Genomic DNA, 21792 nt, shown 5'->3' with positions numbered 1-21792 from the left:
GTGTTACACTTCGCGCCCTCTTTTTCTGCCCGCTGAGGTGTCGCCGTGGCGCAATTCGGTTCTGTCTGCCTTCCTGAGGCTTTTCTTGATGTTATGCGTGAAGCGATGCCCGCCGGGCTTGCGATGAACGATTTCATCGCCGCCTGCCAGCGCCCGCTGCGTCGCAGCATTCGCGTCAACACGCTGAAAATCAGCGTTGCAGACTTCCTTGCGCAGGTCGCGCCCTACGGCTGGCAGTTAACGCCCGTGCCGTGGTGCCCGGAAGGTTTCTGGATCGAGCGCGATGACGAAGACGCGTTGCCGCTTGGCAGCACCGCCGAGCACTTAAGCGGCCAGTTTTATATTCAGGAAGCGAGCTCCATGCTGCCGGTAGCGGCGCTGTTCGCCGATGGCAACACGCCTGCGCGCGTGATGGATGTTGCGGCGGCGCCCGGCTCGAAAACGACCCAGATAGCCGCGCTGATGCAAAACCAGGGCTTTATTCTCGCCAACGAATATTCCGCCAGCCGCGTCAAGGTATTGCACGCGAATATCAGCCGCTGCGGCATTCACAACGTCGGCCTGACTCATTTTGACGGTCGCGTTTTTGGTGCCGCGCTGCCGGAGCAGTTTAACGCCATTCTGCTGGATGCGCCCTGCTCCGGCGAAGGCGTGGTGAGAAAAGATCCGGATGCGCTGCGCAACTGGTCGCCGCAGAGCAATCAGGAAATTGCCGCCACCCAGCGCGAACTTATCGACAGCGCTTTTCATGCGCTCGCGCCTGGCGGCACGCTGGTGTACTCCACCTGCACGCTGAACCGCGAAGAGAACCAGGAGACGGTGCACTGGCTGCTGGCGCGCTACCCGCAGGCGGTGGAAGTGCTCTCGCTTGAAGCCCTCTTCCCCGGTGCCGATGCGGCGCTGACCGAAGAAGGCTTTCTGCATGTCTTTCCGCAGATTTACGACTGCGAAGGCTTTTTTGTCGCGCGTCTGCGTAAAACCGCGAGCGTCGAGCCGCTGCCCGCGCCGACCTACAAAGTGGGCGCATTCCCGTTTACGCCGCTGAAAACCCGCGAAGCGCAGGCCGTCATCGCCGCCGCCAGAAAAGTCGGCCTCGAATGGGACGAGACGCTTGAGCTGTGGCAACGCGATAAAGAGATCTGGCTTTTCCCACAAGCTTTTACGCCGTTCATCGGCAAAGTGCGGTTCTCCCGCACTGGCATTCGTCTGGCTGAGATCCATAATAAAGGGTACCGCTGGCAGCACGAAGCCGTCGTCGCGCTGGCCGGAAGCGATAATCCGCTCGGCTTTGAGTTGTCTGCCGAAGAGGCTCAGGAGTGGTATCGCGGACGCGATGTCTGGCCGCAGACGGTGCCGGACGCCGATGACGTAATTGTCACTTTCCAGCATCAGCCGCTGGGTCTGGCGAAAAAAGTGGGCAGCCGACTGAAGAACAGTTATCCGCGCGAGCTGGTACGCGACGGGGTTTTGTTCAGCGCGCCGGTTTAAGGCGCGCAAAAAAACACCAACGCATTTTTTGGCATTTCTTGCGCTTTTGACTACGCTTAACGGTGGGGCCTGACTGGTCATACCACCTGTGTACTGTCTGAGGGAGAACGTTATGTCAAAAACCAGCGTAAAAATCGGCACTTTCGAGATAGATGATGCAGAGCTGCACGGCGACTCGCCAGGCGAGCGTAAGCTGAGCATTCCCTGCAAATCAGATCCGGATCTCTGCATGCAGCTTGATGCCTGGGATGCCGAAACCAGCATTCCTGCCGTGCTCAACGGCGAACACTCCGTGCTATACCGCGAACATTACGACCAACAAGCTGATGCCTGGATCATGCGCCTTGCCTGATTCAAAAAGAACCCGTCGCTGAAGGCGGGTTATTTATTTACACGTCCCGATTCAGAACCTTCGGTTTTCCCTTCCCCCTCGCTTCTCCTACACTTATGACAAACGTTGTCACACAGAGGACGCCATGTTCGCTCTGGTTTTATTTGTTTGTTATCTGGATGGGGGTTGCGATGACATCGTCGTGGATGTGTTTAATACGGAACAGCAATGTCTGAAAGTGATGGATGAACAGCGGATGCGCCACGGGGGCTGCTACCCCGTTGAAGACTTTATCGATGGCTTCTGGCGCCCGGCGCGTGAGTACAGCGATTTCTAATCACTGCACACGTACCAGCGTAAGCGTATTACCAAAGACCGCGCCGGTATCGATGTAATGCAGGTTTCCCGCACGTGAGCGGCTCGCGCAGCGGCGTGTGGCCGAAATAGCACGCGTCCGCGCGCTCAATGCGCTCTTCTTTACCTGCCGATACCCGGTTTACTCTCGCCCGGCTCCACACCACCGCCTGTTCATCGAGCGGCTGACCCCAAATATAGCGCGACGCCGGATAATCGGCGTGCGCCACCACTATCACCCTGTCGGTGATGCTGCCAACTTACTGATTTAGTGTATGATGGTGTTTTTGAGGTGCTCCAGTGGCTTCTGTTTCTATCAGCTGTCCCTCCTGTTCAGCTACTGACGGGGTGGTGCGTAACGGCAAAAGCACCGCCGGACATCAGCGCTATCTCTGCTCTCACTGCCGTAAAACATGGCAACTGCAGTTCACTTACACCGCTTCTCAACCCGGTACGCACCAGAAAATCATTGATATGGCCATGAATGGCGTTGGATGCCGGGCAACCGCCCGCATTATGGGCGTTGGCCTCAACACGATTTTCCGCCATTTAAAAAACTCAGGCCGCAGTCGGTAACCTCGCGCATACAGCCGGGCAGTGACGTCATCGTCTGCGCGGAAATGGACGAACAGTGGGGATACGTCGGGGCTAAATCGCGCCAGCGCTGGCTGTTTTACGCGTATGACAGGCTCCGGAAGACGGTTGTTGCGCACGTATTCGGTGAACGCACTATGGCGACGCTGGGGCGTCTTATGAGCCTGCTGTCACCCTTTGACGTGGTGATATGGATGACGGATGGCTGGCCGCTGTATGAATCCCGCCTGAAGGGAAAGCTGCACGTAATCAGCAAGCGATATACGCAGCGAATTGAGCGGCATAACCTGAATCTGAGGCAGCACCTGGCACGGCTGGGACGGAAGTCGCTGTCGTTCTCAAAATCGGTGGAGCTGCATGACAAAGTCATCGGGCATTATCTGAACATAAAACACTATCAATAAGTTGGAGTCATTACCCACCCTGTCATGACTTTGTACCTCAATGACCAGCGGCAGTTCACTCACTCTGACAAATTGCGCCTGCGCCTCATGCTTCTCCTTTTCAGAAAGCCCGAAATACCAGCTTCCGCCGTTCATTGCCCATAACGCGTTGTCGCCGGATTCCAGCGCCTCGACTGCCATCGCCTCATGATTGCCGCGCACCGCGAAAAACCAGCGTTTGCCGATAAGCCGCAGGCAGCCCAGGCTATCCGGGCCGCGATCGATTAAATCACCTACAGAAATAAGCGCGTCGACGCGCGGGTCGAAACGCTCGCGCTTCAGCGCGCTGACCAGCGCCTCCAGACAACCGTGCAGATCGCCCACAATAAAGATATGCCGCCACGCCGCGCCGTCGATTCGCTGATACATCGCCTGCCCCTCTGGTTATCAGGCAAGTATAGCGCTGCACGGCATAGCGTGATGCGCAGTGCGCCTTGCCAGGCGATGCGCTCGCGTGGGTGTTTGTCAGCAACCGTTGTGTCAGCCATAAGTATGTTGTAACTAAAAAAGAGATGAATGGCAGCGTTTATCTCGTTAATGCGTAAAGAGACGCTTACCCGGCTAAGGATGTTCTATGCTTAAAGCAAGCAACGTCGGGAGGTGTCCTGTGACCATTTTTACTCACGAAGCTATCGTCAGTTTTATTGGCTGTGTGGTGGCGGCTATTTTTATGCTCTGGTTGTTTGGCCGCAAACACGATAAATAGGCATGTTTGCGCAGGCCGGTTTACCACAGCCCCATAACAGAAGAGGCGCCGGCCAGTTCACGCAGCGCGTCGAGCGTCAGCAGGAGACCAAAAACATAGATAAACGGATTCATCGGGATTAACTCCTTGTTTTCCTGCTTTTACTATACTTCATCCCTTAGCCTGCTACCGGTTCGCCTTCACAAATCCACCAGATTTAGTGGGCGGAATTTCTGTTCACATAAGGAAGGGATGGTCGGTTCGTTCGCGAAAGAACGGTATGACCTTAATCATCATGAATTCATGATCCAGAGATAATCCTGACTGATATTGAGAAGGGAGCAGAAAGTAACAAGCATAACCAGAGCGTGAATAAACGTTATGCTGAAGGCTTGACGCGAAGTCATTAACTGGCGGCACCCGGTTATAGGATGTCGCCTCAGAAACCCAGTCGAATAATACTATGCGAGTACGCTCATTCAGAGATCGTACTCAGCAATTATTTGTTCTACCTGATGATTTCCCTTATATTTTTTCTTTAGTTGCTCTTGTTGCTGACGCGCCGCTGTACAATATTTATCTACGCCTGCCTCAATTTCCTTTTGGCGGCTTTTAGGTAACGTGCTGTCCCACTCACCAGCAAAGTGCTGGCATTCATCAGCGTTATCCTGAAAAGCTTTCACATCAGGCTGTACGGGTTCAGCCTGTACTGCGGTACATCCTTCTATCAGCAAAAAAGCGACGACCATCATCATTATTTTTTTCATGTTATCTCCCATCAGATGACCAGTGAGGCTTGTCCCGAGCACCACCATGATATTTTATCACGTTATAATTTCTGCCTACCTGATGGAGTTCTGTATTCATTCCATCTCGCGGCGGTGTTCTGATAATGACAGCGTTATTATCTTTATCGATAATATGCAGATCGCCTGACCACGAAATGTTCATATCAATCGCATTCCCTTCAGTATGACGGCTTTGTAACGCTGGAGCCACATGCAACCCACTCATACCATAGGCCGCGACCATCGCATTCGCTTCACGCAAACTCTTAGCGTCATTGCCATGATCCCATTCAATATCAACGCCAGCCATTGGGGGTACATCGGAAGCTTTGACCAGTCCCCGGCTAATTTTCCAGCACCAGTGCATCAGATAAGCTCTTTCTGGTGGGCGAAGCGTAGCGGCTATAGTTACTACTGCTCCAGCTTGCCGCAAAGCGGCCAAAAATTGTTCAACATTGGTTCTAAATGGATAGCTTAACGTTTCAGTGGAAGCACTACCCTGAAATTTATTAACCCAAGCTGCTCCGCTTAACTCCTTCACTTTATTCTCCTTTTTTGGCATCCCTCTGATAAAAGAAGGCAGTATATGCTAATTAAATCCCCCAGAAATGAACAGCGACTCCCCCCCCCTAAAAATAGTACAACCTATTGGATCAAAAAGACTTGAAAACCACTTTCGATCCCTTCAGACCTGTCTGAATCAATAATATTTAAATAAAAGGGTATTTATTAAGGATGATTTAGTTTATTACTTATAAACGAAGGATAAAAAAAGACCGAATACGATTCCTGTATTCGGTCCAGGGAAATGGCTCTTGGGAGAGAGCCGTGCGCTAAAAGTTGGCATTAATGCAGGCTCAGTCGCCTTGCCTTTTAAGAATAGATGACGACACCAGCTTTTCCAGTTTGCGGCTAAAGTCGCAGCAAAAAGCGGTCAGAACGTCATAAAAAAGAAAAACCGCAACGCGCCCTGCCGGGCTGTTGCGGTTTTTTTATGCGTGACGGGAAATTAGCAGAGTTTTTGTGCGCGCTCGATAAACGGTGCCAGGCTCATCTTCTGCCCCGGATGCGCCGGGTCATCAATCTGGATGACCGAGATCGGCTGGCCGGTGACTTTGCCCTGCGCCAGCTGTTTTTCAGCCACGTCATTGAGCGGATACTGCATCAGCGTGCTGGGGTTAATCGCAAACAGCGCATCGCCCGGACGGCACGCGAGCATCACTTCTTCACGGTTGAACGCCCATTTGTCTTTGCCGATTTCATAACGGCTTACCGTAATAATCTGCGGCGCGGCGAGAGCCATGCCGGAACAGGAGAGCATCAGCAGCGCAAGCAGCGATTTCTTCATTATTTTCTCACCAGTTAGAAAGGTTCCCAGGTGGCGAACAGGCTGACGCTTAACAACACCAGCGCACCGAGCGCCACTTCCAGTTTTGTCATCAGGATAAACCGGCGCTGCGCCGTCGCCTGACGTGAAAATTTCGGCACCAGAACATAACGGTTAATCAGCGCGATAGCCACCATCACCGCCACCAGCGCGATTTTCAGCGCCAGCAGACGCACATACCCGCTATGTAACGGCCATGCTATGCCGAGGATCAACACGCTGTTAACGATGCCTGTCGCGATAACACCTGCTACCGCGATGTGTCCGTAGCGCGAAAAGCGCATCATGGCGGTAATGGCGTCGGCGCGCCATGTGACCTCTTTCGCCAGGCGCATCAGCATCAAGAGCGGTACGAGACCGCCGAACCACCAGGCCGCACACAGCACATGCAGCGCATAGCCAATCCGCTGGAGCGCGCCGGTCAGCCCTTCGTGCATCGCGCCATGCCCGACGCCCGCGAGCAACACGAGCTGCGCGCAAAAGAGTAACAGTAACAGGCCGCCGCGCCGTGATGCCAGGCAGAGACACGGCAGCGTCACCAGCGCCAGCAGGATTTGCCACAGCCATACCGCGCCAAAGCGCGTCGATAACATCGCCTGCCAGATAGCCGGGCGCAGGCTGTCGGCCGCCCCATCGCCCATCAGCCCCGCCTGCGCCGCGAAAATCGCCACGGCGCTGAGAGCCGTCGCCAGCGCAGCGCAGCGCCAGAGCGTGCGTAGACGCTGCACCAGCGGTTCTGCGAGCGCGGGAGGTGCCAGCCACGTGCAGAACAGCGCGCCGCCCGCGCCGAGCATCAGCGCGGCGACATGGACAAAACGCAGCGCGACATAAACGCTTTCCAGCACGGCGTTACTTCACGCTAAACCGGTAGCTGCCTTTGGTTTTATGACCATCCACCGACACCACGTGCCACTGCACCTGGTACTCACCGCTCGCAAGGGGTGCAGCAAGCGGTGCCACCAGCTGTTTATCATCATTCGGCGCGCGTTTGACCGCGCCGGTAGCCATTTTTTTGCCGTTCGGGCCAGTCAGCGTCACGCCGCTGAACGCAGGCTCAATGCCTTCGGAAAAGGTTAAGGTTAGCGCTTCGGGCGAGGCGTCAACCGTCGCGTTCGCGGCAGGCTGCTGGGCTTTCAGATGCGCATGCGCCCACACGGCAGGCGTGGTCATGACGGCGGCGACCAGCGCCAGCGCACGGCAAAAACGTGCGGTAAACAGTGCCATATCAGTCATTCCTTTTTATTATAAATCAGGCGCAAGAATACCTTCGCGCTGATGGCAAGTCGAGCCGGGAAGGCACATCCCGCCACATAAGGCTTGTCATCCGGCGCGCGGCGCAGTACCTTCACGGCGATTAACAGGAGCACACCATGAACCAGAACCTTGCCCTTCTTCCGCAGGAAGAGATGGATAAAGTGAACGTCGATCTGGCGGCGTCCGGCGTGGCGTTTAAAGAGCGCTACAACATGCCGGTTATCGCCGAAGCCGTAGAGCGCGAACAGCCTGAGCATCTGCGCGACTGGTTTCGCGAGCGTCTTATCGCGCATCGTCTGGCGTCGGTGAATCTCTCCCGCCTGCCTTACGAGCCTAAAATGAAATAATGGCTTTCTGCCTTGCCCGCCGGTCCATCTGACAACGGCGGGCGTCTGTTTTTCCTTCCGGCGGAGCGCATATGCTACGGATTATTGATACCGAAACCTGCGGACTGCAGGGCGGCGTTGTCGAAGTGGCGTCGGTGGACATCATCGACGGCGCGATAGTCAACCCGATGAGCGATCTGGTGCGCCCGGACCGCCCTATCAGCCATCAGGCGATGGCGATACATAAAATTACCGAGGCGATGGTCGCGGATAAACCGTATATCGAAGAGGTGATCCCGCGCTATCACGGCAGCCAATGGTATGTGGCGCATAACGCCAGCTTTGACCGCAAAGTGCTGCCCGAAATGCCGGGCGAGTGGATCTGCACCGTCAAGCTGGCGCGCCGCCTGTGGCCAGGCATTCGCTACAGCAATATGGGGCTGTATAAATCGCTTAAGCTACAGGTTGAGACGCCGGAGGGGCTGCATCATCACCGCGCGCTGTTCGACTGCTACATCACCGCGGCGCTGCTGCTGGAGATAATGAAAGTCTCCGGCTGGACGCCAGAAGAGATGGTGAATATCACCGGCCGCCCGCAGCTTATCGCCACGCTGCCGTTTGGCAAATACCGCGGCGAGCCGGTGGCCGATATCGCCGGGCGCGATCCGGGGTATCTGCGCTGGATGCTCAATAACGTCAAACAGCTCAACCCTGATTTACGTCTGACGTTAAAGCACTACCTCGATAACGATTAATCCGCGAGCTGGTCCGGCGGCAGCGTGCCCTGGGCCAGTCCAATCAGAAACGCGTATTCCATCGCCACGCCCTCGTACGATTTAAAACGCCCCGATTTCCCGCCGTGACCGGAATCCATATCGGTACAAAGCAGCAGCAAATTGTCATCGGTTTTCAGCTCGCGCAGTTTCGCCACCCATTTTGCTGGTTCCCAGTATTGCACCTGCGAGTCGTGCAAGCCGGTGGTCACCAGCAGGTGCGGATAGCGCTGCGCGCTCACGCAGTCATAAGGGCTGTAGCTTTTCATGTAGAAATAGTATTCCTTGTCCGCCGGGTTGCCCCACTCCTCAAATTCACCGGTGGTCAGCGGAATGGATTCGTCGAGCATGGTGGTGACGACATCGACAAACGGCACCTGCGCAATCACGCCGCGAAAGAGCTCCGGACGCTCGTTAATCGCCGTGCCCATCAGCATGCCGCCCGCACTGCCGCCCATGCCAAACAGGTACGCCGGATCGCCATAGCCCTGCGCCAGCAGCGCGTCGCACACGTCGAGATAATCGTTGAAGGTATTTTTCTTCTTCAGAAATTTGCCTTCTTCATACCACTGCTGGCCAAGTTCACCGCCGCCGCGCACATGGGCAATGGCATAGACGAAGCCGCGATCCAGCAGGCTCAAACGGCTGGCGCTGAAATCGGCATCGATACAGGTGCCATAAGAGCCGTAACCGTACACCAGTAGCGGGTTTTTCCCTTCGCGGAAATGGTCTTTGTGATAAACAAGCGACACCGGCACTTCGACGCCGTCGCGCGCGGTGATCCACAGGTGTTCGCTCCGGTAATTGGCTGCGTCAAACCCCGCCACTTCCGTTTGCTTCAGCACACGGCGCTCGCCGGTTTCCATGTTCAGTTCAAAGAGCGTGTCCGGCATCGTCATTGACGAGTAGCCGTAACGCAACTTGCAGGTTTCCGGCTCCGGGTTGTAGGCAACCCAGGTGACATATGCCGGATCGTCAAAAGCGATGCCCGTAGATTCATGCGTTTTGCGGTTGATTTGCCGCAGGCTGGTGAGGCCACGCTGGCGCTCCTCTACCACCAGCCAGTCGGCAAACAGCGTAAAGCCCTCCAGCATTACGTTCTCGCGTGCCGGGATTATCTCTTCCCAGCGCGCTTCGTCGCGCACGCGGCTGCGGTACAGGCCGAAGTTTTTCCCGGCGCGGTTGGAGCGGATGTAAAACATATGCTGGAAGTGATCAACGCTGTATTCGTGATCTTTACGGCGCGGCAGAAAGCTGAGCGGCGGCGCGTCCGGGAGATCGGCGTTCACTAACAGCACTTCTGTCGTGGTGGCGCTGCCGAGGAAAATCAGAATAAAATTCTGCGAGGTGGTTTTGTAGAGGCTGACGTAAAACGTTTCGTCTTTTTCTTCATAAACCAGCTCATCCTGATCGGCGGCGGTGTCGAGGGTGTGCCGCCAGATCTGGTACGGCAGCAGCGTCACCGGATGTTTACGCACGTAATAGAGCGTGCGGGAGTCGTTCGCCCAGACGAAACTCGCCGAGACATTCTCCAGTACTTCCGGGTACCACTGCCCGGTTTCGAGATTGCGAAAGCGCAGCCCGTACTGGCGGCGCGACAGAAAATCCTCCGCCACCGCCATCACGGTGTTATCTGGCGCGATATCCATCCCGCCAAGCGTATAGAATTCGCTGCGAGCGGCGCGTTTATTGCCATCCAGCAGTTCTTCCCAGGCTTCCCACTCGCTAAGGACAACCGACTGGCGCTGGTAGATGGCGTATTCGCAGCCGGTGTCGTAAATCTGCCGGTAGCGATAGCCATTTTTGACGTAAGGTGCCGAGACGTCACGCGGCGGAATACGGCTGACCATTTCAGAGAGCAGCCGCTCTTCCAGCGCGCTTTGCGTGGACATCACGCGTCGCCCGTAGTCATTCTCCTGGCGTAAATAATCCAGCACGTCCGGCTGCGAGCGCGTGTCGTCCCGCAGCCAGTAATAGTTGTCGATGCGGGTGTCGCCATGCTGTGAGATGGCGTAGGGGATCTGTTTCGCTTTCGGTGGCATGTCGCTGTTCTTTTTGTTTAACACCCTGTAAGGGTGGCAAAACCCGCGCGCGTTGCAAGCGAAACATGCGTGTTTATGACATTATCTGCTTATCCCGGCAGCGCTTTTTTCTCCTGCTGGATGTCGCGCTCAATCTCTTCACGTACCTCCTGCGGGATTTTAAGAGCGTCGCCAAGCGCCTGCAGATAGCTGCGTTCCATAAAGTGATCGATGTCTATTGCGGCACAGCTCAGGAAATAGAGCTCCAGCGCCTCTTCTTCGTTTTTCACGTCGGCGGCAAGGCGCATCGGGTCGAGCGGCTGATTAATCGCCTGCTCCACCAGCACGCGCCCCTGCTCTTCAATGCCCGCTTCGCTTAGCTGACGCTCAATGGCCGCACGCTCACTGTCATCGATATGCCCGTCGCTTTTGGCGGCGAAGACCAGCGCCAGCACAAGACGCTCGGCGCGGCGATCCAGCGGCGTCTGCTGTTGCCCGTATTGCGGCTCATCCTGGTGCGCCGCGCGGATTTTATCTTTGTACTTGTTCCACAGCACCGTGCCCGCCACGGCTCCGCCGCCCACCAGCAGCGCGCCGCCGCCATATTTCGCGAGCAGCTTGCGCGACGATTTACTGGCGACCAGTAAGCCCGCGAGACCGCCGAGCGCGCCGGGCGTTATCAGGCTGCTCAACCCTTTAGAGCGCAACGCGTCCTGAATACCTGTTTTACCGGATGACATGCCGCCGCTCTGCCCCAGCATCGACTGAAGCTGTGTTAACCAGTTGCTCATTATGTTCCTCTGCGCTGATGAGTCATAACCCAAGCGTAAGCGAGCGGACGTCAAGATGTGTCGGGGAACCGCAAGGAAGGGAAAAGACGCGGCCCCGGAAAAGGCCGCAGAGGATCAGTGCTGGTAATGCGCCTCGCCTGCCGCGCAGTCGACCATCACTTTATAGTGAATGTCGGTATTTTTACCGCGCACGGTCAGCGGAACAGTCCATTTATCGTCTTTGCCGACGATCTCTTTACTGTTGATCCAGGCGACCGGATCGGCCTGCCCTAACGTTTTCTGGTCGTCCGCCCATTTCACGATACGGTTTTGCAGATAGTCGCGCTTCACGCTCGCGGCAATGCCTTCCGCCGTCATCGCTTCGCATTTAGGGAAATGCACCTTACGCGGATCGTCAGCGTGTACGGCGCTTGCCGCGGTGAGTAACAAAAAAGAAATCAGGGCTCCTGCTGCTTTTTTCATCGTACTTCTCCGAAGACGGGTGATGAAAAAAGCCTGGTACAAAACCAGCGAAGCGCAAGCGAACCACACAAAAGGAAGGGATTAAACGAAGGGGAATATCAGCAGAGGAGCGAAAAGCGTTGCGTTATATATCCTGGACCGCAGACCGCAGACCGCAGACCGCAGACCGCAGACCGCAGGAAAATATAACAGAGAGGAATTCGCCTGTAGCCACCGCGCCCGCATTTTGCGAACGCAGCACACGCCACTGGTGCGCCAAAGCGGCACCGCACCGCTGGCGAGGTAAACCCGCCAGCGACACAGAGAGAAAGCTATCAGGCCGCTTTGGTGCGTTTACGCGCGCTATGCAGCGCGACGGTGCCCTCTTCGCTTTCAGCTGATTCTTCAGTCGAAGCCTCGGCTGTGCCGTCAGTCTGCTCGCTGGTTTCCTGCGGCAGACGACCGGTGCGCACGATGGTGCTAAGGTTGTCTTTCTGCTCCGCCATCCACAACGCCAGTTGCTCAACCTGACCTTCCGCAAAACCGACAGGCGCCTGACCCAGCCAGCCTTCCAGCGCTTCGGCTAAATCCAGCATTTTGTCCCAGGCGTCGGCTTCCTTCTTACTGGCAAATGACATTTTTTCCACACCCTCACGGATTACGACGTATTTGATTTCTACCGCCATGTTGCAACTCCCGTTACTGTATTTATATACAGTATAACGCTGTAAAACGGGAAATGCAAACGGCGCGCGATGCGCAAGGCAAACGTTTTCGTATATACTGCCGCCAGAATTTCACACAGCAGGAATACCGCTATGGCTATGTTAGGAACCGCACTGCGCCCGTCAGCAACCCGCGTGATGCTGCTTGGCTCAGGAGAACTCGGAAAAGAAGTGGCGCTGGAGTGCCAGCGTCTGGGCATTGAAGTGATCGCCGTCGACCGCTACGCCGATGCGCCCGCCATGCAGGTGGCGCACCGCAGCCACGTTATCAATATGCTCGACGGCGCGGCGCTGAAAAAACTGGTGGCGCAGGAGATGCCGGATTTCATTGTGCCGGAGATTGAAGCCATCGCGACCGACGCGCTTGTGGAGCTTGAACAACAAGGCCAGCGAGTGGTGCCCACCGCCCGCGCCGCGCGTCTCACCATGAACCGCGAAGGTATTCGCCGTCTCGCCGCTGAAGAGCTTGGCCTGCCGACCTCCGCCTATCGCTTCGCCGAAAACGAAGCGGAATTTCGTGAAGCGGTGGCGGAAATCGGTCTGCCGTGCATCGTCAAACCGGTCATGAGTTCTTCCGGCAAGGGCCAGAGCTTTATCCGCAGCGAAGAGATGCTGGAGAGCGCCTGGCAGTACGCGCAACAGGGCGGACGCGCAGGCGCGGGGAAAGTCATCGTTGAAGGCGTGGTGAAGTTTGATTTTGAAATCACCTTACTGACCATCAGCGCCGTGGACGGCGTGCATTTCTGCGCGCCCATCGGCCACCGCCAGGAAGATGGCGATTACCGCGAATCCTGGCAGCCGCAGCAGATGAGTGATGTGGCGCTCGCGCGCGCGCAGGAGATTGCGCAGAAGGTGGTAGAGGCGCTCGGCGGTTATGGCCTGTTTGGCGTGGAGCTGTTTGTCTGCGGCGATGAAGTGATATTCAGTGAAGTGTCGCCGCGCCCGCACGACACCGGGATGGTGACGCTCATTTCGCAGGATCTTTCAGAGTTTGCGCTGCATGTGCGCGCGTTTCTCGGCCTGCCGGTCGGGGGCATTCGCCAGTACGGCCCGGCCGCTTCGGCAGTGATCCTGCCAACGCTGAAAAGTGATGACGTGAAGTTTGGCGAACTCTCCGGGGCGCTGGGCGCCGGTCTGCAACTGCGCCTTTTCGGCAAGCCGGAAATCGACGGTTCACGCCGCCTCGGCGTGGCGCTCGCGACAGGCGAGACGGTCGATGACGCCATCGCGCGCGCGAAGGCCTCCGCCGCCGCCGTGATCGTTAAAGGATAAAAAAACGCGCCGCCCGTGAAGGCGGCGCGCTGCATTTCAGGTCGCGTAAAAAGTTACTGCGCGCCTTCCACCGCTTCGCGGGCAAGTTTGGTAATACGATCCCAGTCGCCCGCTTCCATCGCGTCCGCCGGCACCAGCCAGGAGCCGCCGATGCACAGCACGCTTTTCAGCGCCAGGTAGTCACGGTAGTTGGCAGGCGAAATGCCGCCGGTCGGGCAGAAACGCACCTGGGAGAACGGCCCTGCGATAGCCTGCAACGCTTTGGTGCCGCCATTGGCTTCCGCCGGGAAGAATTTGAACTCTTTCAGGCCGTAATCCATGCCCAGCATCAGTTCAGACACGGTGCTGATGCCCGGGATCAGCGGAATAGTGCCTTCGGTCGCGGCTTTCAGCAGCGGCTCGGTGAGGCCCGGGCTGATAGCAAACTGCGCGCCAGCCTCGGTGACGTCTTTAAGCTGCTGCGCGTTCAGCACGGTGCCCGCGCCGATGATGGCGTCCGGCACTTCTTTAGCGATAGCGCGGATAGCATCCAGCGCGCACGGCGTGCGCAGGGTCACTTCCAGCACGCGCACACCGCCCGCCAGCAGCGCCTTCGCCATCGGGACCGCGTGCTCCAGCTTGTTAATCACAATCACCGGCACAACCGGACCGCTTTTCAGGATCTGTTCGGCACTCGTTTTCCAGTTTTTCATCTGTGGATCTCTCCCGCCATTTTTAAAAGGGTGTGGTGCGACTGTGCGCACCTGACAGTTAAAATTCGATGCAGGTCGCGCCCTGCTCGGCCCCGGACAGGTTTTCACGCAGCGCGCCGAACAGCTCGCGCCCCGTTCCCACGCGCTGGGCGCTGAGATCCGGATGGTGCGGCTCACGCTGCGCCAGTTCGGCGTCATCCACCAGCAGCGTCAGTTCGCCGGTCTGGCCGTTGACGCGAATGAGGTCGCCGTCGCGCACTTTCGCGAGCAGCCCGCCGTCGTATGCTTCGGGCGTCACGTGGATGGCCGAAGGCACTTTCCCCGAGGCACCGGAAAGGCGACCGTCCGTGACCAATGCAATTTTGAAACAGCGGTCCAATAATACACCAAGCGGCGGCATAAGTTTATGTAATTCTGGCATACCGTTCGCTTTTGGCCCCTGGTGGCGCACGACTATCACACAGTCGCGATCCAGCAGACCGGCTTCAAAGGCAGGCAGTACGTCGTGCTGGCTTTCGAACACCACGGCAGGCGCTTCCACCACCTGGTTTTCCACCGGCACCGCAGAGGTTTTCATCACCGCGCGGCCCAGATTGCCGCTCAGCACTTTGGTGCCGCCATGCTTTGAGAACGGTTTATCGATAGTGGCGATGATGGCGTCATCCAGCGAAGCCTGTGCCCCGTCGCGCCACGCGAGTTCGCCATTATCGAGCCACGGCTCCTGGGTATAGCGCGTAAGGCCAAAGCCCGCCACGGTATTGACATCTTCATGCAGCAGACCGCCTTTCAGCAGCTCGCGCATCAGCACCGGTACGCCGCCCGCGGCCTGGAAATGGTTGATATCCGCCGGGCCATTCGGGTAGAGACGCGCCAGCAGCGGCACGACGTCTGAGATCTCGGAGAAGTCATCCCAGTTGATGATGATGCCCGCCGCGCGCGCCATCGCCACCAGATGCATCGTATGGTTAGTGGAACCGCCGGTGGCGAGTAGCGCCACGATACCGTTGACCACCACTTTTTCATCCACCAGTTTGCCAAGCGGCATCCACTCGTTACCGTTGCCGGTAAGGCGCGTCACCTGGCGCGCGGCCGCGGCGGTCAGCGCGTGGCGCAGCGGCGCGTCCGGGTGAACAAACGAGGAGCCCGGCAGCTGCATCCCCATAAATTCAATGACCATCTGGTTGGTGTTGGCGGTGCCGTAAAATGTGCAGGTGCCCGGCTCATGATAGGACGCGGCTTCGGATTCCAGCAGCGCCGCGCGGTCTACTTTGCCTTCGGCATAAAGCTGGCGAATGCGCACTTTCTCTTTGTTCGGCAGACCGCTCGACATCGGTCCGGACGGGATAAACACGGCGGGCAGATGCCCGAAAGAGAGCGCCGCCATCACCAGCCCCGGCACGATTTTGTCGCACACGCCGAGATAGAGCGCGCCGTCAAACATATTGTGCGAGAGCCCCACCGCCGCCGACATCGCGATGACTTCACGGCTCAGCAGCGACAGCTCCATACCGTCCTGCCCCTGCGTCACGCCATCGCACATGGCAGGCACACCGCCCGCCACCTGCGCCACCGCGCCGACGCTGTGCAGCGCCTCGCGGATCTGCTGCGGATAATTTTCGTAAGGCTGATGCGCGGAGAGCATGTCGTTATAGGAGGTAATGATGCCGATATTGTTACGCAGCATGCTTTTCAGCGCCGCTTTGTCATCCGGCTGGCAGGCGGCGAAGCCGTGCGCCAGATTACCGCAGGCGAGGCTCGCACGATGGACCGTCTGGCTCTTCGCCTGCTCAATGCGGGCAAGATAAGCTTCTCGCGTGGCACGAGAGCGTTCGGCAATACGTTTTGTTACCCGTAACAATTCAGGATGCATAAAAAGTCCTCTCTGTTATGTCTGCCTGAGGCCGCCTTTTCAGGCGTTGCGCAACGCCGCGGGGTTATCACGTATATGCGCCAGCCGCGCCTCACAAGAGCAAAATCGCTTCAGCCAGTGTAATAAAAAAAGCCCCGCTGGTGAATCCAGACGGGGCTTTAAAAAAGAATTTTTTACACAACACCTGTTTCGGATCATGTTACCGGTAAAGTAACACTCCTCCGTACCGGTCGATTATTCGAACTCGTTCCAGGAACGACCATCGCGGGTAATCATCGCGACCGAGGCGACAGGGCCCCAGGTGCCGGCCTGATACGGTTTCGGCGCGTCGTTGTCCGCCGCCCAGGCTTCGGTGATGGAGTCGACCCATTTCCAGGCCTCTTCCACTTCATCGCGACGCACGAACAGCGCCTGAATACCGCGCATGGTTTCGAGCAACAGGCGCTCGTAGGCATCGGCCAGGTGGCTTTCGTTAAAGGTCTCTGAGTAGCTCAGATCCAGCTTGGTGGTTTGCAGGTTGTGCTTGTGATCAAGCCCCGGCACTTTGTTCAGCACCTGGATATCCACGCCTTCGTCTGGCTGCAGACGGATAGTGAGCTTGTTCTGCGGCAGATCCTGCCAGGAGTCTTTAAACAGGTTCAGCTCCGGCGTTTTGAAATAGACCACGACTTCAGAGCATTTGGTCGGAAGACGTTTACCGGTACGCAGGTAGAACGGCACGCCCGCCCAGCGCCAGTTGTCGATATCCACGCGGATAGCCACAAACGTTTCCGTATGGCTGGTTTTGTTAGCGCCCTCTTCTTCCAGATAACCCGGCACTTTTTTGCCCTGCGCGAAACCCGCGGTGTACTGGCCACGCACGGTTTTCTCACGCACGTTGGAGCGGTCGATACGGCGCAGCGAGCGCAGCACTTTCACTTTTTCGTCGCGAATGCTGTCGGCAGTCAGGTCAGACGGCGGCGACATCGCAATCATGCAGAGGATTTGCAGCAGGTGGTTCTGGATCATGTCGCGCATCTGGCCCGCCTGATCGAAATAGCCCCAGCGGCCTTCGATGCCCACTTCTTCGGCCACGGTGATTTCCACGTGATCGATAGTGCGGTTGTCCCAGTTGTTGACGAACAGCGAGTTCGCGAAGCGCAGCGCCAGCAGGTTCAGCACCGTCTCTTTACCGAGGTAGTGGTCGATACGGTAGACCTGGCACTCTTCGAAGAATTTACCGACCTGGTCGTTGATCTCGCGGGAGGTTTCAAGCGAGGTGCCAAGCGGTTTTTCCATTACCACACGCGCCGGTTTGGCGTTAAGTTTCGCCGCCCCCAGGCCTTCGCAAATCGCGCCAAAAGTGCTTGGCGGCATGGCGAAGTAGTTAATGGTGACGCGGTTTTTCTGATCCAGCATTTTGCCGAGACGAGTAAACGCGGCGGTGTCGTTGACATCCAGATTACAAAAATCGAGACGGCCGCTTAAAGTGTTCCAGAGGGCTTCGTCGATTTTTTCTTTCATGAAGGTTTCAAGCGCTTCACGGACGACTTTGGTATAGGCTGCTTTATCCCAGTCCGCGCGGCCTACCCCCAGAATGCGGGTATCCGGATGGATTTGGCCCGCTTTTTCCAGCTGATACAGGGAAGGCAACAGTTTTCGGCGCGCCAGATCGCCTTTGGCGCCGAAAATCACTAAGTCGCACGCCTGCGCTGTTTGCGTTACCGCCATGTCTTTCTCCTCGTTTCGGAATCCCTGTCGGGACAGGTCATCATTGTAATTTTCTTACACTGCACTCTACTGCTTTTAGGTCTTTCAGGATACTCCTAAGCGTCTGGCGTTGATGACTAAAGCATCATGCAACCCGGCGATCGCTCTGAAAGTGGCCCACTGCGCCCGGCTGGCGCTTTTTCCGCCACCGATGCCATAACAAAATCAGACCGCGATCATGTTATGAAAAAAAACAACAACATTGTCTTTTTCAGCCAGCCTGCACCTGTACTATCAGGAGTATATTCTCGATAAAACTCATCGTCGTTTCCCAATCGTGTGAAATGACGCTCTCTGCGGGTCTCATGTTAGCAATGAACATGCTGGAAAAGATCCAGTCGCAACTGGAACATCTGAGTAAATCTGAACGCAAAGTCGCTGAAGTGATTCTGGAATCGCCTGCACAGGCGATGCATTCGAGTATCGCGACGCTTGCAAGCGAAGCGGGCGTCAGCGAGCCGACCGTCAACCGTTTCTGCCGGAGCCTTGAGACCAAAGGCTTTCCTGATTTTAAACTGCATCTGGCCCAGAGTCTCGCCAACGGCACGCCGTATGTGAATCGCAATGTCGATGAAGATGACAGCGTTGAAGCCTATACCACGAAAATTTTTGAATCGGCGATGGCAAGCCTCGATCACGTGCGCCAGTCGCTCGATATGGCGACAGTGAACCGGGCGGTCGATATGCTCACCCAGGCGAAGAAAATCGCGTTTTTTGGCCTGGGATCGTCGGCGGCCGTGGCGCACGACGCGATGAATAAGTTCTTTCGCTTTAATGTACCTGTCGTCTATTCCGACGATATTGTCGTGCAGCGTATGAGCTGCATGAATGGCGGCGCCGATGACGTGGTGGTGCTGATTTCTCACACCGGGCGCACGAAAAGTCTGGTGGAGCTGGCGCGTCTTGCCCGCGACAACGACGCGCTGGTGCTGGCAATCACTTCTCGTGGGTCGCCGCTTGCCCGGGAAGCGAGTCTCGCTCTGCTGCTGGACGTGCCGGAAGATACCGACATCTATATGCCGATGGTTTCACGGCTTGCGCAGCTGACCGTCATCGATGTGCTGGCGACGGGGTTTACGCTGCGTCGCGGGGCAAAATTCCGGGATAACTTGAAGCGAGTCAAAGAAGCGCTCAAGGAATCGCGTTTTGATAAGAGCTTACTGGTTTCTGACGACCAGTAATCATTTTTATAACAAAGTTGTAACTTACAAAGCCATTCGGTTATGGTTTGTGTCTCTATTCGAAACAGGCCACCGCGCCGAATTTATGTTCACGCAACACCAAAGTTGTTTCAGTCAACGGAGTAATACATGTCCAGACGGCTTCGCAGAACCAAAATCGTGACCACGTTAGGCCCGGCTACTGACCGCGATAATAACCTCGAAAAAATTATCGCCGCTGGCGCGAACGTAGTGCGTATGAACTTCTCGCACGGGACGCCGGAAGATCATCAGCTTCGCGCTGATAAAGTCCGCGAGATCGCGGCCAAACTGGGACGTCACGTCGCTATTCTCGGCGACTTACAGGGGCCGAAAATTCGCGTCTCTACCTTTAAAGAAGGCAAAGTTTTCCTCAACATTGGCGATAAATTCCTGCTCGACGCCAACCTCGGCAAAGGCGAAGGCGATAAAGAAAAAGTCGGTATCGACTATAAAGGCCTGCCGGCGGACGTGGTGCCAGGCGATATCCTCCTGCTGGACGACGGCCGCGTACAGCTGAAAGTCCTTGAAGTCCAGGGCATGAAAGTCTTCACCGAAGTCACCGTCGGCGGCCCGTTGTCGAACAACAAAGGTATCAACAAGCTGGGTGGCGGGCTTTCCGCTGAAGCGCTGACCGAAAAAGATAAAGCCGACATCATCACCGCGGCGAAAATCGGCGTGGATTATCTGGCCGTCTCCTTCCCGCGCTGCGGCGAAGATCTGAACTACGCTCGCCGTCTCGCACGCGACGCGGGCTGTGACGCGAAAATTTGCGCCAAAGTCGAGCGCGCCGAAGCGGTATGCAGCAACGAAGCGATGGATGACATTATTCTGGCGTCTGATGTCGTGATGGTTGCGCGTGGCGACCTGGGCGTTGAAATCGGCGATCCGGAGCTGGTCGGCATCCAGAAAACCCTTATTCGTCGTGCCCGTAAGCTGAATCGTGCCGTCATCACCGCGACCCAGATGATGGAGTCGATGATTACCAACCCGATGCCAACCCGTGCTGAAGTCATGGACGTGGCGAACGCTGTGCTGGACGGCACCGACGCCGTGATGCTGTCGGCGGAAACCGCCGCAGGCCAGTACCCGGCAGAAACCGTTTCAGCGATGGCGCGCGTCTGCCTCGGGGCGGAGAAAATCCCGAGCATCAACGTTTCTAAACACCGCCTGGATGTGGAGTTTGATAACGTTGAAGAAGCGATTGCGATGTCGGCCATGTACGCGGCCAACCACCTGAAAGGCGTAAGCGCGATTATCACCATGACTGAATCAGGTCGCACCGCGCTGATGACCTCGCGTATCAGCTCCGGCCTGCCGATTTTCGCGATGTCCCGCCATGAGCGCACCCTGAACCTGACCGCGCTTTATCGCGGCGTGACGCCGGTTTATTTCGACAGCGCCAACGACGGCGTGGCGGCGGCGCAGGATGCCGTTAACCTGCTGCGTGACAAAGGCTATCTGGTGACTGGCGATCTGGTTATCGTTACCCAGGGTGACATGATGGGCACCACCGGCAGCACCAACACCACACGCGTGCTGACCGTCGACTAAACGCCATAAAAAAAGGGGCCCATGCCCCTTTTCTCACTATTTAAGCCGTTCGCTCTGAGCGGCTTTTTTATTTCGGATAAAGATCTTTGCGGCGATACGGCTCAGTCTCGCCTGCTTTACGCGTTTTCAGAAGTTTAAGGATCCAGGTGTATTGCTCAGGGTGCGGGCCGACGAAATGTTCCACCTCTTCGTTCATACGGCGCGCCAGCGTCACGTCATCGGCGTTTGCGAGATCATCCATTGGCGGACGTATCAGCACATCAAGACGGTGCGTTTTAGCGTTATAAACCGGGAAGAGCGGGATCACTCGCGCGTTACAGACTTTCATCAGGCGGCCCACTGCCGGGAGCGTTGCTTTATAGGTTGCGAAGAAATCGACAAATTCGCTCTGCTCCGGTCCGTGATCTTCATCCGGCAGATAGTAACCCCAGTAGCCTTCGCGCACCGATTTAATAAACGGTTTGATGCCGTCCTGGCGGGGATGTAAACGCCCGCCAAAACGCCTGCGCACGGTGTTCCAGACATAATCTAACAGCCGGTTACCCTGATGATGGAACATCGCCGCCATGCGCACGCCGCGCGAGGCCAGCAGCATCGCCGGAATATCGACGCCCCAGCCGTGAGGAACGAGCAAAATGACATTTTCTCTGTTCGCCAGCAGCTCGTTAAGAAATGCTTCACCGTGCCAGTCAACGCGGTTTAAGACTTTTTCCGGGCCACGCAGCGCCAGTTCGGCCATAAACACCATCGCCTGCGGCGCGGTGGCGAACATATTATCGATAATCGCTTCGCGTTGCGCCTCGGAGAGCTCAGGGAAGCAGTAAAACAGGTTGATGCGGGCACGACGACGGGCACTTTTACCGAATTTTCCCGCCAGCCGGCCGAGTTTACCGAGCAGCGGATCGCGAAAAGACGGCGGCGTCAGGGCGAGTGCCGCACAGGCGCCAATTCCGAGCCAGGCGCCCCAGTAGCGCGGGTGCAGGAACGCGCGCTCGAATTCGGGAATGTATTCACTTTTTGTTTTTTTTGTGTCCATGACGGTTCTCAGGCCAGAG

At 56.7% G+C, this 21792-nt stretch carries 23 protein-coding genes and 2 pseudogenes; 9 read left to right on the top strand and 16 right to left on the bottom strand.

Annotated features, from left to right (window positions below; all coding sequences use genetic code 11):
* Nucleotides 1-93: 93 nt before the first annotated feature.
* The 3 genes from rsmF (at nt 94) to CSK29544_RS13410 (ending at nt 2156) form a co-directional block, all read left to right on the top strand.
* Nucleotides 94-1488 (top strand): 16S rRNA (cytosine(1407)-C(5))-methyltransferase RsmF, encoded by a 1395-nt coding sequence (rsmF, locus tag CSK29544_RS13420; protein ID WP_216668553.1) that lies wholly within the window; start codon nt 94-96, stop codon nt 1486-1488.
* A 112-nt stretch (nt 1489-1600) separates the two neighbouring features.
* Nucleotides 1601-1840, top strand: coding sequence for a YebV family protein (locus tag CSK29544_RS13415; protein WP_004386676.1), 240 nt, complete (start codon nt 1601-1603; stop codon nt 1838-1840).
* A gap of 124 nt (nt 1841-1964) precedes the next feature.
* Nucleotides 1965-2156, top strand: a complete 192-nt coding sequence (locus CSK29544_RS13410; RefSeq protein WP_004386675.1) for a YdfD/YebW family protein — start codon at nt 1965-1967, stop codon at nt 2154-2156.
* Here CSK29544_RS13410 and CSK29544_RS25220 read toward each other — a convergent pair.
* Nucleotides 2157-2418 (bottom strand): annotated as a pseudogene (locus tag CSK29544_RS25220) (metallophosphoesterase family protein); the annotation flags it as partial.
* Nucleotides 2419-2473: 55 nt separating this feature from the next.
* On the opposite strand from CSK29544_RS25220, the gene CSK29544_RS23000 reads away from it, so the two are divergent.
* A protein-coding gene (locus CSK29544_RS23000; protein ID WP_095033700.1) for an IS1-like element IS1B family transposase occupies nt 2474-3171 on the top strand; the annotation gives its coding sequence in 2 pieces (ribosomal slippage) (nt 2474-2723 and nt 2723-3171; 699 coding nt in all).
* 15 nt (nt 3172-3186) lie between these two features.
* On the opposite strand, the pseudogene CSK29544_RS13395 reads toward CSK29544_RS23000, so the two are convergent.
* The 7 genes and pseudogenes from CSK29544_RS13395 to yobA form a co-directional block, all read right to left on the bottom strand.
* Nucleotides 3187-3579 (bottom strand): annotated as a pseudogene (locus CSK29544_RS13395) (metallophosphoesterase); the annotation flags it as partial.
* 357 nt (nt 3580-3936) lie between these two features.
* Nucleotides 3937-4029 (bottom strand): KPN_01571 family protein, encoded by a 93-nt coding sequence (locus CSK29544_RS24755; RefSeq protein ID WP_004386672.1) that lies wholly within the window; start codon nt 4027-4029, stop codon nt 3937-3939.
* A 345-nt stretch (nt 4030-4374) separates the two neighbouring features.
* On the bottom strand, nt 4375-4710 hold the full coding sequence (locus CSK29544_RS13390) for a hypothetical protein (RefSeq protein WP_004386671.1): 336 nt from the start codon (nt 4708-4710) through the stop codon (nt 4375-4377).
* A complete protein-coding gene (locus CSK29544_RS24300; RefSeq protein WP_032968251.1) occupies nt 4664-5224 on the bottom strand; it encodes a hypothetical protein in 561 nt (186 codons plus the stop codon). The genes CSK29544_RS13390 and CSK29544_RS24300 overlap by 47 nt, the downstream gene beginning before the upstream one ends.
* A 468-nt stretch (nt 5225-5692) precedes the next feature.
* Nucleotides 5693-6031 carry a YebY family protein gene (locus CSK29544_RS13385; protein WP_004386669.1) on the bottom strand — a complete coding sequence of 113 codons (339 nt, stop codon included), beginning with the start codon at nt 6029-6031 and terminating at the stop codon, nt 5693-5695.
* Between the two features lie 14 nt (nt 6032-6045).
* Entirely contained in the window at nt 6046-6915 is an 870-nt protein-coding gene (copD, locus tag CSK29544_RS13380) for a copper homeostasis membrane protein CopD (protein WP_007900666.1), read from the bottom strand.
* Between the two features lie 4 nt (nt 6916-6919).
* Nucleotides 6920-7294 carry a CopC domain-containing protein YobA gene (gene yobA, locus CSK29544_RS13375; protein ID WP_007900668.1) on the bottom strand — a complete coding sequence of 125 codons (375 nt, stop codon included), beginning with the start codon at nt 7292-7294 and terminating at the stop codon, nt 6920-6922.
* A gap of 146 nt (nt 7295-7440) precedes the next feature.
* Here yobA and CSK29544_RS13370 point away from each other — a divergent pair, with 146 nt between their 5' ends.
* A complete protein-coding gene (locus tag CSK29544_RS13370) occupies nt 7441-7671 on the top strand; it encodes a DNA polymerase III subunit theta (protein WP_007698883.1) in 231 nt (76 codons plus the stop codon).
* A 71-nt stretch (nt 7672-7742) separates the two neighbouring features.
* Complete coding sequence (gene exoX / locus CSK29544_RS13365; protein WP_007775901.1) at nt 7743-8405, top strand: exodeoxyribonuclease X; 663 nt, start codon at nt 7743-7745, stop codon at nt 8403-8405.
* Here exoX and ptrB read toward each other — a convergent pair.
* From ptrB to CSK29544_RS13345, 4 genes are all read right to left on the bottom strand, one after another.
* Nucleotides 8402-10465 carry an oligopeptidase B gene (ptrB, locus tag CSK29544_RS13360; protein WP_007900686.1) on the bottom strand — a complete coding sequence of 688 codons (2064 nt, stop codon included), beginning with the start codon at nt 10463-10465 and terminating at the stop codon, nt 8402-8404. The genes exoX and ptrB overlap by 4 nt on opposite strands.
* Nucleotides 10466-10554: 89 nt before the next feature.
* Nucleotides 10555-11235, bottom strand: a complete 681-nt coding sequence (locus CSK29544_RS13355) for a tellurite resistance TerB family protein (protein ID WP_007900690.1) — start codon at nt 11233-11235, stop codon at nt 10555-10557.
* 114 nt (nt 11236-11349) lie between these two features.
* Nucleotides 11350-11697: a protein YebF gene (gene yebF / locus CSK29544_RS13350; RefSeq protein WP_007900694.1), complete on the bottom strand. Its 348-nt coding sequence runs from the start codon at nt 11695-11697 to the stop codon at nt 11350-11352.
* 314 nt (nt 11698-12011) lie between these two features.
* A complete protein-coding gene (locus CSK29544_RS13345) occupies nt 12012-12362 on the bottom strand; it encodes a YebG family protein (RefSeq protein ID WP_004386660.1) in 351 nt (116 codons plus the stop codon).
* Nucleotides 12363-12494: 132 nt separating this feature from the next.
* Between CSK29544_RS13345 and purT the strand changes: the two genes are divergently transcribed.
* Nucleotides 12495-13673 carry a formate-dependent phosphoribosylglycinamide formyltransferase gene (gene purT, locus CSK29544_RS13340; protein ID WP_029039195.1) on the top strand — a complete coding sequence of 393 codons (1179 nt, stop codon included), beginning with the start codon at nt 12495-12497 and terminating at the stop codon, nt 13671-13673.
* Between the two features lie 53 nt (nt 13674-13726).
* Here the strand turns inward: purT and CSK29544_RS13335 are convergent, their stop codons facing one another.
* The 3 genes from CSK29544_RS13335 to zwf all read right to left on the bottom strand — a co-directional run bounded on the left by CSK29544_RS13335 (nt 13727) and on the right by zwf (nt 17945).
* Complete coding sequence (locus CSK29544_RS13335; protein WP_007900699.1) at nt 13727-14365, bottom strand: bifunctional 4-hydroxy-2-oxoglutarate aldolase/2-dehydro-3-deoxy-phosphogluconate aldolase; 639 nt, start codon at nt 14363-14365, stop codon at nt 13727-13729.
* A gap of 58 nt (nt 14366-14423) precedes the next feature.
* The gene (gene edd, locus CSK29544_RS13330; protein WP_007868644.1) at nt 14424-16235 is read right to left on the bottom strand and encodes a phosphogluconate dehydratase; all 1812 of its coding nucleotides are present in this window, start codon (nt 16233-16235) and stop codon (nt 14424-14426) included.
* 234 nt (nt 16236-16469) lie between these two features.
* A complete protein-coding gene (gene zwf / locus CSK29544_RS13325; RefSeq protein ID WP_007900706.1) occupies nt 16470-17945 on the bottom strand; it encodes a glucose-6-phosphate dehydrogenase in 1476 nt (491 codons plus the stop codon).
* Nucleotides 17946-18298: 353 nt separating this feature from the next.
* Here zwf and CSK29544_RS13320 point away from each other — a divergent pair, with 353 nt between their 5' ends.
* Together CSK29544_RS13320 and pyk are read left to right on the top strand one after the other, a co-directional pair.
* Nucleotides 18299-19165, top strand: a complete 867-nt coding sequence (locus CSK29544_RS13320; RefSeq protein WP_004384831.1) for a MurR/RpiR family transcriptional regulator — start codon at nt 18299-18301, stop codon at nt 19163-19165.
* Between the two features lie 129 nt (nt 19166-19294).
* Entirely contained in the window at nt 19295-20737 is a 1443-nt protein-coding gene (pyk, locus tag CSK29544_RS13315) for a pyruvate kinase (protein WP_007868646.1), read from the top strand.
* Nucleotides 20738-20804: 67 nt separating this feature from the next.
* Here the strand turns inward: pyk and lpxM are convergent, their stop codons facing one another.
* Complete coding sequence (gene lpxM / locus CSK29544_RS13310; protein WP_007900717.1) at nt 20805-21773, bottom strand: lauroyl-Kdo(2)-lipid IV(A) myristoyltransferase; 969 nt, start codon at nt 21771-21773, stop codon at nt 20805-20807.
* Nucleotides 21774-21792 lie beyond the last annotated feature (19 nt).

It is taken from the genome of Cronobacter sakazakii, assembly GCF_000982825.1.
Classification (GTDB): domain Bacteria; phylum Pseudomonadota; class Gammaproteobacteria; order Enterobacterales; family Enterobacteriaceae; genus Cronobacter; species Cronobacter sakazakii.
This window is presented reverse-complemented; position numbering and strand designations above follow the sequence as displayed.